Here is a 14617-nt window from a genome sequence, read left to right as displayed (position 1 = left end):
CGGGTCGCGTTCAGCGGAGCCGCTGGCGGAACCGGCGCACCATCAGCGCCGCGCCGGTCACCAGGGCGACGAAGAGCGTCGCCCCGGTCCAGAGCCGCTCCGGCGCCGAGTCGTCCTGGACGCCCGCCGCCCGGGCCTTCCAATGGGTCTGCTGGCGCGGTGCGGTGAGACCGAGCGGGTCGCTGCCGGCGCCGGCCGCCGAATCGTCGTCGGCGGAACCGGGGGCCGACCCGAAGCCGGCCACCCCCGGCGAGGTCAGGTCGTCCAGCGGGTTGGCGGTCACCGGCGACACCTGCGCAGTCAGGGCGGCCACCGGGTCCACCGCTCCGTACCCGAAACGGTCGTCCCGCCCGGTCGGGCCGATGTCGCGGGCGGTGGTCAGCAGCCGGTTCACCACCTCGCCGGCGGACATCGACGGATAGCGGGACCGGACCAGCGCGGCGGTGGCCGCCACCAGCGGCGCGGCGAAGCTCGTGCCCTGCACCCGCCAGTACCCCGCCGGGGGGCGGGCACCGACCAGGCCGGTGGCGGGGGCACTGAGCACCGTCGCCCGGCCGGTGATCGACCCGGACCACAGATTGTCGCTGGTGCCCTCCAGGCCCGTGACCGCGACCACGCCCGGTTCGCGGGCCGGGTACCAGGGTTTGGAGTTGGTGGAGGTGGCCAGGTTGCCGGTGCACGCGACCACCACCACGTCCCGGGCGAACGCGTAGTCCAACGCCGCGGCCAGGGCCGGGCTGTCACCGCTGCCGCCCAGCGACAGGTTGATCACGCGGGCGCCGTGGTCGACCGCCCAGCGCACGCCCTGGGCCACGATCAGCGCGTCGTCGTAGCGGTTCTGGTCGTCGAGCACGCGTACCGGGAGGATCCGCGCGTCCGGTGCCAGGCCGACCACGCCCCGTTTGTCGTCGGCCCGCCCGGCGATGAGGCCGGCGACGGTGGTGCCGTGCCCCACCGGATCCGGGTTGCCGCTGCCGTCCGGGTCGACCAGGTCGACGCCCCGCAGCACCTGGCCGGCCAGATCGGGATGGGTGGCGTCCACTCCGGAGTCGACCACCGCGACGGTCACGCCCCGCCCGGTCGAGGTCTGCCAGGCGGTCTCGGCCCGCAACTCGTCGAGCTGCCACTGCTCGTCGCGGACCTGGTCGGTACGGGCCACGCTGTCGCCGGGGGCGAACGCCATCGGTGCGCCGGCGAGCTGCCCACCGGTGTCCGGCGTCGTCGTCGGGGCGGCGGGCGCGGTCGGGGCCACGACGGCGAGCACTGCCGCCACACCGAGCAGCGCCCGGCGGGGCACCCGTCGGGGTGCTGCCGGACAGCTGTGCCGAACCCCAGTCACATCCCCAGCCATTCATCCCAACGGAACCATGACGATCGGAGATTACCGGTTTCCCCGGCTGTCACGGGCAGAACCGAGCAGACGGGTCACGGTGGCGGCAGATGAGCGAGCTGCACGAGGCGTACGCCTTCACGACGAGTGACCAGTCGACCACGGCCTGGTGGTAGTGGGCTCGGTCGGACCTGCCCGACCAGTGCGCCCTCGTCCGGGCTGCCCGCCATCACGAGACCGGCGGTGGAGAGTTCCCGCAGGCGCTGGACGATCGGCTCGTACTGGGCCCGGCCCGCGCCGCCGGAGCGGCGGGCGAGCACCAGGTGCAGCCCGACGTCCCGGGCGTGCGGCAGATGGTCCTCCAGGGCCCGCAACGGGTTGGCCGGCCCGGCCGCCACCAGGTCGTAGTCGTCGACCAGCACGAACAGCTCCGGCCCCGTCCACCAGGACCGGTCGCGCAGTTGCTGTGGGGTGACCTCCGGGCCGGGTGCCCGCCGCTCCAGGTAACCCGCGGCCGACTCGACCAGGTCGGCGGTGTGCGCCGCGGCCGTGCCGTAACCGATCAGGTGCGGGGTCTCGATGGCGCCGAGCAGGCTGCGCCGGTAGTCGACCAGGATCAGCCGCGCCTGCTCGGGAGTGAACCGAGTGATGATCGACGTGGCCAGCGCCCGCAGGAAGGACGACTTGCCGCACTCCGCGTCCCCGAAGACCACGAAGTGGGGCTCGGTGGCGAAGTCGAGCAGCACCGGGCGCAGGTCCGCCTCGGCGATGCCGATCGGCAGGCACAGGGCGGTCGTCGAGGCGAGGTCCAGGTCGGCGTACGGCAGCACCGGCGGGAGCAGTCGGACCCGGGGCGCCCGGGGACCCGCCCAGCTGCCAGAGACCCGCTTGATCAGGTCGGCGGTGTCTCCGCCGGCGGCGGCGAGCTGCGGCAGCGCGGTGAGGAAGTGCAGGCTCTCCGCGGTCACGCCCCGCCCCGAGCGCTCCGGCACGTTGGCGGCTGCCCGCCGGGCCACCAGCGAGTCGGCCGGGTCACCGAGGCGCAGCTCCAGCCGGGAGCCGAACAGGTCTCGGATGGCCGGGCGGAAATCCAGCCAGCGCAGCGCCGTGGCGACCACGTGCAGCCCGTACGACAGGCCCCGGGTGGCCAGGTCGGTGACCAGCGGCTCCAGGTCGTCGTACTCGCCGCGCAGGGTGGTCCAGCCGTCGATCACCAGGAACACGTCGCCGAACGGGTCGGCGCCCGCCTGGCCCACCGCCCCCGCCACCCCCCGGCGCTGCCGGTACGCCGCCATCGACTCGACACCCAGCTCGGCGAAGCGGCGCTCCCGCTCGGCCAACAGGGTCGTCATCTCGCCGACGGTGCGTCGCACGGCGGTCGGGTCGGCGCGACCCGTCACCCCGCCCACGTGCGGCAGGTCGCGGAGCGCGGCCAGCCCACCGCCGCCGAAGTCGAGGCAGTAGACCTGCACCTCGGCCGGGGTGTGGGTGAGCGCCAGCGCGCAGATCAGCGTGCGCAGAGCGGTCGACTTGCCACTCTGTGGCGCGCCGACCACCGCGACGTGCCCGGCCGCACCGTCCAGCGCCAGCCAGAGCAGGTCCCGCCGCTGCTCCAGCGGCTTGTCCACCACGGCCACCGGCACCCCGAGCGCACCGTGCAACTCCGGGTTGCCGACGGTGAGCCCACGCGCCGGGTCCACCTCGACCGGGCCGAGCAACTCGTCCAGGGCCGGCGGCTGACCGAGCGGCGGCAGCCAGACCTGGTGCGCGGGCGGTCCCTGCCCGGCGAGCCGGTCCACCAACAGGTCGAGCAGGCTCTCCCGGCCGGCATCCTCCTCGGCCACGACGGGCACGGCCGGCGTGACCGGCTCGGGCACCGGCACGACGTGGGTGGTGAAGGTGAGCAGGCGGGCGCCATCACCGCCGGCGGCGCCCACCGTCCCGGCCCGGCGGCGGACCGCGCCGGAGACGTACGCGGCCTTGAACCGGGCCAGCGGGTCGGTGCCAGCGCGCAGATAACCGTGGCCCGGCGAGCGGGGCAGCTCGTGCGCGTCCGCCACCCCGAGCACGGTGCGGGACTCCAGTGCGGAGAAGGTACGCAGCCCGATCCGGTACGACAGGTGCGTGTCGAGCCCCCGCAGCCGCCCCTCTTCCAGGCGCTGGCTGGCGAGCAGCAGGTGCACGCCGAGCGACCGGCCCAGTCGGCCGATCTGCACGAACAGGTCGATGAAGTCGGGCTTGGCGGAGAGCAACTCGGAGAACTCGTCGCAGACCAGCAGCAGTGACGGCAACGGCGCCAGCGGGCTGCCGGCCGCCCGGGCCCGTTCGTAGTCGCGCACGCTCGCGAAGTTCCCAGCCCGTCGCAGCAGCTCCTGTCGGCGGACCAGTTCCCCGTTGATCGCGTCCACCATCCGGTCGACCAGCGGCAGCGCGTCGGCCAGGTTGGTGATCACGGCGGCGGTGTGCGGCAGCCGGTCGAACGACGCGAAGGTGGCGCCGCCCTTGAAGTCGACCAGCACGAAGTTGAGCTGCTCGGAGCTGTGCGTGGCGGCCAGCCCCAGCACCAGGGTGCGCAGCAGCTCGGATTTGCCGGAGCCGGTGGCGCCGATGAGCAGGCCGTGCGGGCCCATCCCATCCTGCGCGGACTCCTTGAGATCCAGCTCGATGGCCCCGCCGTCGGCACCCACCCCGATCGGCACCCGCAGCCGGTCCCGCGCCGAGCGGGGCGTCCAGCCCTGCTCGGCGGTGAAGCTCTCCGGGTCGCCGAGCCCGAGCAGCTCGGGCAGGCCCAGCTCGGCCTGGAGCGGAGCGTCCGCGCCGCGCGCCGCGCTGGCCAGCCGCAGCGGCGCCAGCCGCCGGGCCACCGCCTCGGCGTCGGCGACGTCGAGCTGGTCGGCGGTGCCCACCTCGGCGTGCCCCTCGATGGACCAGGAGTACAGCCGCCGGCCCCGCAGCTCCAGCAGCAGCGCGTACCGGTCGAGTAGGCGCGGCGGCGGAGTGTCCAGATCCAGGACGGTCACCGCGTCGATGCCGCCGTCGCCGGTCAGATCGGTGGCACCGGTCAGGTCACCGCCGTCCAGGATCACCACCACGTGTGGGCCGTCGGTGGCCGGACCGGTCGGGCTGAACCGGGACCTGCTGGCCAGCACGTCGGCCAAAAGCCGTTCCAGTTCGGCCGCGGAGCTCGTGACCAGCCGTACCGGGCCGAGTGCGTCCAACTGGCCGGGGTGGTGGGCGTGCGGAAGCCACTTCACCCACTCCCAGAAGGCCCGTCGTTCCGGCCCGGCGCAGACCGCGACGAGCAGTTCGTCGGGTGCGTGGAACACGGCCAGTTGGGTGAGCACGGCCCGGACCAGCGCCTGCGCCGCCGGGTCGCCCGTGGGCGGCCCGCCGCCGGCCGCAGCGGTGCCGCCGCCGGTCCGCCCGGCCGTCCGCACGTGCACCCGGGCGAAGCTGCGGAGCGACAGGGCCACCGGCAGGTCCGGCACGACGGAGTACGCGTCCAAGAAGCGGCGCAGCGCGCCGGCGGTCATCGGCTCCAACTCCTCCAGCGGCCGGGTGACCGGCGGAACGAGCGGAGTGGCCAGCGTCTGTGGCCCGACGGCGACCCGCACCACCGCGAAGTCCGGGTCGGCGGGACGCCGCTCCCAGACCCGGTGGCTGTCCACCGTCGACCACAGCCGGCCCGGGTCGGGGTGGCGGTAGTAGAGCCCGGCCCGCTGCTGCCCGGCGGTCTGCCGGACCCGGCGGCGCAGCGTGGCCAGGTGGCGCAGGTACTCCCGGCGCGCGGCCATCATCTCGGACTTCTTCGGGGTGCCCGAGGCGCTGCCCCAGGAGGTCACCAGCATCGCCAACGAGGACAGCCCGAACATCCCGCCCACCACGTACGAGTACGCGCCGCCGCCCCGGCCGAACATCATCGCCATCGCCACCGTGCCGCCGAGCATGGGCAGCAGCATGAGCATCTGCTGCCAGCGCCCACCGGTCACCGCGGGGATCTCCGGCGGTGCCTCGACCGGCAGCTCACCGGCCGGGATCTCCGGCGCCGGCCGGCGGGGCGGACGCTTGATGACGACGGTGGACACTCGGCCTCCTGACAGCGCTGGGTAACCCGAGCCTGGCTCATGGTAGGTAAAGTCCTGTCGTCCGCGCAGCCTCCGATCCTCCTCGATATGGAGATCAGTCGATGACAACCGGGCTGGCCCGCGTCACCATCAGCGCACCGCAACGACGGGTGGACGTCGCCCTGCCGGAGCAGGTGCCCCTCGCCGAGCTGCTGCCCGACGTCCTCCGGCACGCTGGTGTCGGGCTGGCCGACGACGGCGAACGGCACGGCGGTTGGGTGCTGCGGCGTACCGACGGCTCGCTGTTGGCGACCGCCCAGGCGCTGTTGCCGCAGGGGGTCCGCGACGGCGAGGTGCTGCACCTGGTGCCGGCCCGCGCGCACTGGCCCGAGCTGGAGTACGACGACGTGGTGGAGGCGATTGCGGACGGCGCCCGCCGTCGCGGCGGTGCCTGGTCACTGGCCGCCACTCGGGCGGCCGCCCTGACCGGTGCGGCGGTGCCGCTGGCCGTCGGGCTGGCCGCGCTGCTCGCCGCCGGTCCGGCCAACCGGGCCGGCTGGCCGGCGTCGGCCGTGGTGGCGCTGCTGCTCACCGTGGCCGGCACGGTCGCCTCCCGCGCCAACGGCGACGGCGTCGCGGGGGCGACGCTCGGCGGCTACGCCCTGCCGTACGCGTTCGCGGCCGGTGCCCTCGCGGTCGGCTCCGGGGACCCGGTCGGGCCGTTCGGGCCGGCCCGCTGGGTCGGTGCGGCCGAGCTGCTGGCCGGTTCGGTGGCGCTGCTGCTGGTCGCGCTGCTCGGGTTCCTCGGGGTGGCCAGCCGGCTGCGGGTTTTCGTGGCCGGCGTCACGGTCGGCCTGGTCGGTGCCGGGGCAGCGCTCGGCGGGCTGCTGCTGGCCCCGGCCGGCACGGCGGCGGTGCTGCTCAGCGCGTTGATCTTCGCCATCGGGGTCATCCCGCTGCTGGCGATCCGATTGGGAAAGCTGCCGTTGCCGCCGATCACCCTGCCGGCCGCCGCACCCGACGCCGAGCCGGCGCGGGTCCGGGACCTGCCAGACCGGGGCCGGGTGCATGCGGCGGTGACCCGCACCGAGGAGATGCTCACCGGGATGCTGCTCGGGCACGCCCTGCTGGCGGTGGCCGCGGCGGTGGTGCTCGGGGTGGCCGGTGGGACGGCCGGGCGGGTGCTGGTGGCGGTGGCCTCGGCCGTGCTGCTGCTGCGCTCGCGGCTGTTCGTGGCTCTGCGGCACCGGGTGCCGCCGGTGCTCGCCGGGCTGGCCGGCTTCGCGGTGCTCGGCGCGGTCCTGGTTGGCCGGGTCGACGACGTCGGGCGGCTGGCGCTGGTCCTCGGTGGGGCGGCGCTCGCCCTGCTGACCGTCGCGGCCGGCACCGGGTACGCCCGCCGGCCGGTCTCGCCCTACCTGGGCCGGATCGCGGACCTCACCGACACGGCCCTGGTGGTCGCCGTCGTGCCGGTCGCCTGCGCGGTGCTCGACCTGTACGACCGGGCCCGGGGGCTGCTCGGTTGAGCGGCTCCCGGGCCCGGTGCGTCAGTGTTCGTCAGTGGATGACGTCGCCGCGCGCCTCGGCGTCCCTGGCCCGCTGGTAGGAGGCGTGGATCTCGGCCTCCGCCTCGGTACGGCCGACCCAGGTCGCGCCCTCGACCGACTTGCCCGGCTCCAGATCCTTGTACACCTCGAAGAAGTGCTGGATCTCCAGCCGGTCGAACTCGCCGAGGTGGTGGATGTCGCGGAGGTGCTCCTGGCGGGGGTCCTCGTAGGGCACGCAGAGGACCTTGTCGTCGCCGCCCTTCTCGTCGGTCATCCGGAACATGCCGATGGTGCGGCAGCGGATCAGGCAGCCCGGGAAGGTCGGCTCGGGGACCAGCACCAGCGCGTCCAGCGGGTCGCCGTCCTCGCCCAGCGTGCCCTCGATGAACCCATAGTCGGCCGGGTACTGGGTGGACGTGAAGAGGGTGCGGTCCAACCGGATCCGGCCGGTCTTGTGGTCCACCTCGTACTTGTTCCGGTGACCCTTGGGGATCTCAACCGTCACGTCGAAATCCATCTGCACGCTCCCTCGTCTGCCCACGCTGGCTAACGGAACCACTGGCGCCCCTCCGGACAGGTGAATGCCCACCCGCCGACTCCGGCCGCCGCATAGTCTTCGGACCGAAGTAGTGTCACCCAAGCCGATTTTCGCTGGGGGAGGAGGGGGTCGTGGGGAGGGAAGATTCACACTACCGCCCGGACGGGGGCGACGGACGCGGTACCGGACGATCTGGCTCCGGCAGCGCCACTGGGCGGGTCCCGGTGCCCGAAGCCCAGTTCCCCCGGGCTCCCGAGCCGCCCACCCCGGCGGTCGCAGCGCCGGGGACGGTGCCCGAGCGTCCCCCGCCGCCGCCCTGGCGGCCGCCGGCCGCGTCAGCTTCCGGCAACCCGACCACCGGCCGTGACCCGGTCGGCGACGGCAACCGGCCGACGAGCGCAGCGCCGGGTGGGAACCCTGCTGCCCCGACCAGCCCCGCGTCGGGCGGCCCGGCCCCGACCGGCCCGGCCTCTGGTGGCCCGGCCTCTGGTGGCCCGGCCCCGACCCGCCCTGCCCCGGGCAGTTCGGCCCCCGGTGGCCCTGCCTCGACCAGCGCTGGACCCGGTAGCCCCGCCCCGACGAGTCCTGCCCCCGGTCGCCCGGCCTCGAGCAGCCCCGCTCCGACCGGCCGGGCTGCCGTCGGCCCTGCTTCGGCCGGCCGGGCCTCGGTGAGCCCTGCCTCGTCCGGCGTGGCCCCGGTGAGCCCGGCCTCGACTGGTCGGGCCCCGGCTGGTCCTGCCTCGTCCGGCGTGGCCCCGGTGAGCCCGGCCTCGGCCGGTCGGGCCCCGGCTGGTCCGGCCCCGAACGGCTCGGCCCCGAATGCCTCGGCTGGTCCGGGCCCGAGCGCCCCGGCCCCGAACGCCCCGGCTAGGCCAGCCCCGAACGGCTCGGCCCCGGTCAGCCCGGCCCCGAGTGGCCGGGCCTCGGTCGGCTCCGCTTCGACTGGTCGGGCCCCGGTCAGCCCGGCCTCGAACGCCACCGCCCCGGTTGGCCCTGCCCCGGGCGGCCGGCCCTCGGTCAGCCCTGCTCCGACGGGCCGGGCCCCGACGGCCCCGACTGGTCCCGCTCCGACTGGTTCCATCCCGGCCGGTCCCGCGCCGGGTGGCTCGGCTTCGGCTGGCCCGATTTCGACCCCGACCGCCCCGTCCGGACCGGCAGGGACCAGCTCGCTGCCGACCAGCCCGGCGTCCGGTGACGGGCCGACCGTCCGGATGCCGGTTGGCGTACCGCCGTTGGGGCCGCCGATCTCCGCACTGCCCGCGCCGTCCGGTGACGTGCCGGACCCGGCGTCCGCCGGCGACGGGCCGGCCCCCGCACCCGCAGCGTCACGCCGCCGCCGGTTGCCGCTGGTGCTGGCCGTGGTGCTATTCCTGGTGCTCGCCGGGGTCGGAGTGGTCGTGACCCGGCCAGGCCCGGTCGCCGGCTGGCTGGGCGAAGACGCCGAGCCCTCGCCGGCCGCCGCCGGCGTGACCCCGGAGCCCAACCCGTCCGAGGTGCTCGCCGGACCGGACTCGAACGCACCGCTGCCCACCCCCGAGGCGGTCCGCGCCGCGCTGGAGCCGCTGGTCGGGGTGCCCGCCCTGGGTAGTCGGGTGAACGTCTCGGTGGCCGACGTGACCACCGGGCAGACGCTGTACGCAAAGGGTGCGGACGACGGGACGGTGCCCGCCTCGGTGACCAAGCTGGCCACTGCGGTGACCGTGCTGGCCGCCCGAGGGCCCGGCTACCGGATCCCCACCCGGGCGGTGGCGGGGGCGCAGCCCGGCGAGGTGGTGATCATCGGTGGCGGCGACCCGACCCTCTCGGCCGGCAAGAAGGGCTACTACCCCGGCGCGGCGCGCCTCGACGACCTGGCCAACCAGGTGCGTACCGCGCTCGGCGGCACCGCCCCGACCAGCATCGTCGTCGACGGCTCGGTCTACTCGGGCCCGGTCTACGGCCCGGGCTGGGACGACGACATCCCCACCGGCGGGTACGGCGGTGCCGTTACCGCGCTGATGATCGACGGCGCACGCAAGGACCCGGGTGCGGCACACGGTGGCGCCCAGCGGGTCGCCGACCCGGACCTGACCGCCGGTCGGTCGTTCGCCCGTCTGCTGGGCGTGCCGACCAGCGCGGTCAAGCGCGGCACCGCCCCGACCCAGACCACCGGCGCCGGCGCCCCCGCGCCCGGCACCGAACTGGGCGTGGTGCAGTCCCCGCCGCTGATCCGGTTGGTCGACATCATGATCGGCGAGAGCGACAACCTGTTGGCCGAGGCGCTGGCCCGTCAGGTCGCGCTGGCCCGCAACCAGCCGGCCTCGTTCGATGGTGCCGCCGCCGCGATGGACGCGGAGGTCGCCACGCTGGGCCTGCCCGCCGACGAGATCACCCTCTCGGACGGCAGTGGGCTGTCCCGTCGGAACCGGATCAGCCCGTCACTGTTGACCGATCTGATCCGGTTGGCCGCAAGCCCCGACCATCCCGAGCTTGCCGGCACCTTCGGCGGTCTGCCGGTGGCAGGCTGGTCCGGCACCCTGGACGACCGCTACCGGGGTGCCGCCGGCACTGCCGCCGGGGCGGGCGCCGTGCGGGCCAAGACCGGCACGCTGACCAAGGTGCATTCCATCGCCGGCCTGGTCACCACGGCGGACGGGCGGCTGCTCACCTTCGCGGTCCTCACCGACAATGCACCACCCGACGGCATCGACGCCGCCCAGCCGGCATTGGATCGGATCGCCGCCGCGCTGGCCGCCTGCGGCTGCCACTGACCCCCGCCGGAGCTGGACGTTCCGGCCCGAGACGCAGCCACGGTCGGCGTCGATCGCTCGCGCGAGCCCGGGTCGGGGTGTCGCGGCGCGGGTACGGTGGGTCCATGGCGCAGTTCGTGGACTGGGATCTGGCCGCCGCCACCGCGGGGGCGTTGAGCAAGTCTGGCCCTCGGGTGTCGTACGCCGAGGCCACCGACGTGGTTGGCGACCTGCGCCGGCTGACCGAGGAGGCGGCCGGGCACGTGGCCGACTACACGGGGCTGCGGGCGCAGGTGGCGCACCCGCCGGTGCGGGTGGTCGACCGGCGGGACTGGGCCGCCGCCAACATCGCCGGGCTGCGCGAGGTGATCACTCCGTTGGTCAGCCGGCTCTCCGGCGACAAGCAGCCGGGGGCGTTGACCGAGGCCATCGGGTCCCGGCTGACCGGTGTGCAGGCCGGCACCGTCCTGGCGTACCTCTCCGGTCGGGTGCTCGGTCAGTACGAGGTTTTCTCCGGTGACCCGGGCCAACTGCTGCTGGTGGCGCCGAACATCGTCGAGGTGGAACGCAAGCTGGGCGCCGACCCGCGCGACTTCCGGCTCTGGGTCTGCCTGCACGAGGTCACCCACCGGACCCAGTTCACCGCCGTGCCGTGGATGCGGGCCTACTTCCTGGGCGAGGTGCAGGCGTTCGTGGACGCCTCGTCCAGCGGCGGCGAGCACCTGGTCGAGCGGCTGCGTCGCGGGGTGGCCACCCTGTCCGAGGCGGTCCGTGAGCCGGACAGCCGGGCCAGCGTGCTGGACATCGTGCAGACCCCGGCGCAGCGGGCTGTGCTGGACCGACTCACCGCGCTGATGACCCTGCTCGAGGGGCACGCCGAGTTCGTGATGGACGGCGTCGGCCCGCGGGTGATCCCGAGCGTGGAGAAGATCCGCGCGTCTTTCAACCGGCGCCGTGAGGCGGGGAACCCGCTGGAGAAGGCGATCCGCCGGCTGCTCGGGGTCGACGTCAAGATGCGTCAGTACGCCGAGGGGCGCAAGTTCGTGCACGGCGTGGTCGAGCGGGTCGGCATGGACGGGTTCAACTCGATCTTCAACTCGCCACTGACCCTGCCTCGGCTGTCGGAGTTGGGCGACCCGGACGCCTGGGTGGCCCGCGTGCACGGCCCCGCCGGCACCGTCCCGGCTGCCGGCTGACCGTCCGCCGGTGGCCGCGCTCGCCCCGCCGGTGGCCGCGATCCGGGTGGCGGTCCGCAGCGCGCTGACCGGGCTGCCGGCTGCCGGGCCGGTGCTGGTCGCCTGCTCCGGCGGCGCCGACTCGCTCGCACTGGCGGTGGCCACCGTGTTCGTGGCTCCCCGGCTCGGCCTGGCCACCGGCCTGGTGACTGTCGACCACGGCTTGCAGACCGGCTCTGCGGAGCGGGCCGAGGCGGTGGCGACCTGGGCCCGTGGTGCCGGGTTCCCGCTCGTGGAGGCCGTCCGGGTCGAGGTGGCCGGTCGCCCGGGCGGGCCGGAGGCGGCCGCTCGGGAGGCTCGCTACCAGGCGTTGAGCGAGGCGGCCCGGCAATACGGCGCGGTCGCGGTGCTCACCGGGCACACCCGCGACGACCAGGCGGAGACGGTGCTGCTCGCGCTCGCCCGAGGGGCCGGGCCGCGCGGACTGGCCGGCATGCCGGCCCGGCGGGGGTTGGGCGGGGTGCCTCTGCTGCGCCCACTGCTGGCGGTCGGTCGGGACCAGACCCGTGCCGCCTGCGCGGTGCTCGGGCTCACCCCGTGGGAGGACCCACACAACAGCGATCCGGCGTACGCCCGGTCCCGGGTGCGGGCCGACGCGCTGCCCGCGCTGGTGCGCGCTCTGGGCCCGGGGGTGCTGGACAACCTGGCTCGTACCGCCCGGTTGGTGGCGGCCGACAACGACGCCCTGGACGACCTGGCGGAGGCGGCGCTGGCGGCGGCCCGGCATCCCGAGGGCGGGCTCCGGGTGCCGGAACTGGCCGACCTGGCCCCTGCGGTACGCGGCCGGGTACTACACGCCTGGGCGCGTGAGTTGGGCGCTTCGCCGGGTGCGCTGTCGTACCGGCACGTCGCCGCGCTGGACGCCCTGGTCACCGCGTGGCACGGGCAGGGCCCCACCGACCTGCCCGGGGGGCCCAGGGTGCTCCGCCGCGCCGACCGGCTGGCACTCGCCCCCGGCTGCTGAAACGATCCCCGGTCGGCCTCAGCCGCTGTGCGCGCGGTCCCGGAACGTGGTCCGGTAGCCGTGCGGGGTGGCGCCGACCCGGCGGCTGAAGTGGTGCCGGAGCGCCGCCGCGTCGCTGAAGCCGGCCTGGTCGGCGACCGCCTCCACGCTCAGCGGCGTCTCCTCGAGCAGTCGCCGGGCGAGCAGCACCCGCTGGTTGGTGAGCCAGTCGTGCGGGGTGGTGCCGGTCTCGGCACGGAAACGGCGGGCGAAGGTGCGCGGCGCCATGTCGGCCCGGGCCGCCAACTCCTCCACGGTGATCGACCGGTCCAGGTGACCCATCAGCCATTCCAGCACCGGTTCCAGGGTGGGCGCCTCGGGGGCCTTCGGGATCGGCGCCTCGATGTACTGCGACTGGCCGCCGTCGCGGTGCGGCGGGACCACCATCCGTCGGGCCAGCCGGGTCGCGGTGGCCGAGCCGTGCTCCTGCCGGATCAGGTGCAGGCAGGCGTCGATGCCGGCGGCGGTGCCGGCGCTGGTGAGCAACCGGTCGTCCTGGACGTAGAGCGAGTTGCAGCGCACCCGGGCCCGCGGATGCCGGCGTTGCAGTTCGTCGACGTACCGCCAGTGGGTGGTGCACTCCCGGTCGTCGAGCAGCCCGGCCGCGCCGAGCAGGAATGCGCCGGAGCAGACGCTGAACAGGTACGCGCCCCGCTCGTCGGCTCGGCGCAGCGCGTCGAGCACCGGGCCGGGGACGGTGGTGCCCTGGTGGTGCGCGGGTACGGCCACCAGGTCGGCGTCCTCCACCGGCCCGAGGTCGGCGTGCGGGGTGAGGTGGAAGCCGGAGGAGGTGCGCACGGGGGCACCGTCCGGGCTGCACACCTGGAAGCGGTAGGCCGGGAAGCCGTCGGCCGTCCGGTCGGTGCCGAACACCTCGGCGAGTACGCCGAGCTCGAAGGGAGCTACCTGGTCGAGGGCGAGGACGGCGACGGAGCGAAGCATGTGACGAGGGTAACCCGATAGATGGCAGAAAATCGATGCCCAATGGCATCTCTGCCACTGTCCGGTCGGCGCGCGGGGTCGCAGACTGGTGTCAGTCCGGTGCGCACCGGCGGCGAAACCAACAGCAATCATGCGAAAGTGAGCGCCGCCATGGAGTTCCTGCTCTTCCTCTTCTTCCTCGTCCTGCTCGTCGCCGCTTCGGCGGCCGGCCTCACCAAGGACAGTCACGATTCGGCCGACTGGAAGCCGACCGACGACGGCCGCCGCTGGCGGTCGCGTACCAGCTGATGTGTTTTGGGTTTTTTGCGGTGAAAATCCCGGGCGGGACCGCGCCAAAAGGTGCGGCCCCGCCGACGGAAGCCATCTGACGTACGGCAGGCTAGGAGTCATGGCTGACGGCTCCTGGTACGACGCCGACATCGACCACGTGATCATCTCCGAGGCGCAGATCCGCGAGAAGACGGCGGAGCTGGCCAAGCAGGTCTCCGCCGACTACGCCCACGTGGACAACGGTCTCCTGCTGGTCTGCGTGCTCAAGGGCGCGGTGATGTTCATGGCGGACTTCGCCCGGGCGTTGGGCCGCAACGGCCCCCCGGCCGAACTCGACTTCATGGCCATCTCGTCCTACGGCCAGGGCACCACTTCCTCCGGGGTGGTGCGCATCCTCAAGGACCTGGACCGGGACATCGCCGGCCGGCACGTCGTGGTCGTCGAGGACATCGTCGACTCCGGGCTGACGCTCTCCTGGCTGCTGCGCTACCTGGAGTCCCGCTCGGCGGCGAGCGTCGAGGTGGTCGCGCTGTTCCGTAAGCCGGACGCGGTCAAGGTGCCGGTTCCGGTCAAGTATGTCGGCTTCGACATCCCGACCGAGTTCGTGGTCGGGTACGGCCTGGACTTCGGCGAGCGCTACCGGGAGCTCCCGTACGTCGGCGTGCTCAAGCCCGAGGTCTACGCCCGGTCCTGACGCCGGCCCGGGCCGGAGCGTCCACCGCCTCCGGTGGCGGTGAAGCCGACTCGCATCAACATCCATCAAGCCGACGTTCAGCGCGCTCTCAGCTGTTCCGGTTACCGTGTAGCCCGGTGGCGCGGAGGTAACTCCGCCCCGACCTCCTCGAGCGCTCGACCGGGCGTTCGAGTGGCCGGGCCGGACTCCCCGCCACGCCGGTCCCTACCCGGACCCGCCGTACGTTTCGGTGCGGGGCTGGCGGGCCTGCTCACGGTGCACGCCG

At 74.5% G+C, this 14617-nt stretch carries 10 protein-coding genes; 6 read left to right on the top strand and 4 right to left on the bottom strand.

What is annotated here, in order from left to right; genetic code table 11:
• Window positions 1–10 precede the first annotated feature (10 nt).
• Window positions 11–1351, bottom strand: a complete 1341-nt coding sequence (gene mycP / locus V6V47_RS10365; protein WP_334627875.1) for a type VII secretion-associated serine protease mycosin — start codon at window positions 1349–1351, stop codon at window positions 11–13.
• A 74-nt stretch (window positions 1352–1425) separates the two neighbouring features.
• Window positions 1426–5415: a type VII secretion protein EccCa gene (eccCa, locus tag V6V47_RS10360; protein WP_334627874.1), complete on the bottom strand. Its 3990-nt coding sequence runs from the start codon at window positions 5413–5415 to the stop codon at window positions 1426–1428.
• A 101-nt stretch (window positions 5416–5516) separates the two neighbouring features.
• Between eccCa and eccD the strand changes: the two genes are divergently transcribed.
• The gene (gene eccD, locus V6V47_RS10355; RefSeq protein ID WP_334627873.1) at window positions 5517–6920 is read left to right on the top strand and encodes a type VII secretion integral membrane protein EccD; all 1404 of its coding nucleotides are present in this window, start codon (window positions 5517–5519) and stop codon (window positions 6918–6920) included.
• Window positions 6921–6951: 31 nt separating this feature from the next.
• Here the strand turns inward: eccD and V6V47_RS10350 are convergent, their stop codons facing one another.
• Entirely contained in the window at window positions 6952–7458 is a 507-nt protein-coding gene (locus V6V47_RS10350; protein ID WP_334627872.1) for an inorganic diphosphatase, read from the bottom strand.
• Between the two features lie 1232 nt (window positions 7459–8690).
• Here V6V47_RS10350 and dacB point away from each other — a divergent pair.
• From dacB to tilS, 3 genes are all read left to right on the top strand, one after another.
• Window positions 8691–10229, top strand: a complete 1539-nt coding sequence (dacB, locus tag V6V47_RS10345; RefSeq protein WP_334627871.1) for a D-alanyl-D-alanine carboxypeptidase/D-alanyl-D-alanine endopeptidase — start codon at window positions 8691–8693, stop codon at window positions 10227–10229.
• Between the two features lie 104 nt (window positions 10230–10333).
• Window positions 10334–11404 (top strand): zinc-dependent metalloprotease, encoded by a 1071-nt coding sequence (locus V6V47_RS10340; RefSeq protein WP_334627870.1) that lies wholly within the window; start codon window positions 10334–10336, stop codon window positions 11402–11404.
• 10 nt (window positions 11405–11414) lie between these two features.
• Window positions 11415–12407, top strand: a complete 993-nt coding sequence (gene tilS / locus V6V47_RS10335) for a tRNA lysidine(34) synthetase TilS (RefSeq protein ID WP_334627869.1) — start codon at window positions 11415–11417, stop codon at window positions 12405–12407.
• Window positions 12408–12425: 18 nt separating this feature from the next.
• On the opposite strand, the gene V6V47_RS10330 is transcribed toward tilS, so the two are convergent.
• Window positions 12426–13388 (bottom strand): GlxA family transcriptional regulator, encoded by a 963-nt coding sequence (locus V6V47_RS10330; RefSeq protein ID WP_334627868.1) that lies wholly within the window; start codon window positions 13386–13388, stop codon window positions 12426–12428.
• 138 nt (window positions 13389–13526) lie between these two features.
• Here V6V47_RS10330 and V6V47_RS10325 point away from each other — a divergent pair, with 138 nt between their 5' ends.
• Both V6V47_RS10325 and hpt read left to right on the top strand, forming a co-directional pair.
• A complete protein-coding gene (locus V6V47_RS10325; RefSeq protein WP_334627957.1) occupies window positions 13527–13676 on the top strand; it encodes a hypothetical protein in 150 nt (49 codons plus the stop codon).
• Between the two features lie 100 nt (window positions 13677–13776).
• Window positions 13777–14352, top strand: a complete 576-nt coding sequence (gene hpt / locus V6V47_RS10320; RefSeq protein WP_334627867.1) for a hypoxanthine phosphoribosyltransferase — start codon at window positions 13777–13779, stop codon at window positions 14350–14352.
• Window positions 14353–14617 lie beyond the last annotated feature (265 nt).

The sequence above is a fragment of the Micromonospora sp. CPCC 205539 genome (assembly GCF_036906815.1).
Classification (GTDB): Bacteria; Actinomycetota; Actinomycetes; order Mycobacteriales; family Micromonosporaceae; genus Micromonospora.
Note: the sequence above shows the minus strand (reverse complement) of the source record. Positions and strands in the feature narration are given on the sequence as shown.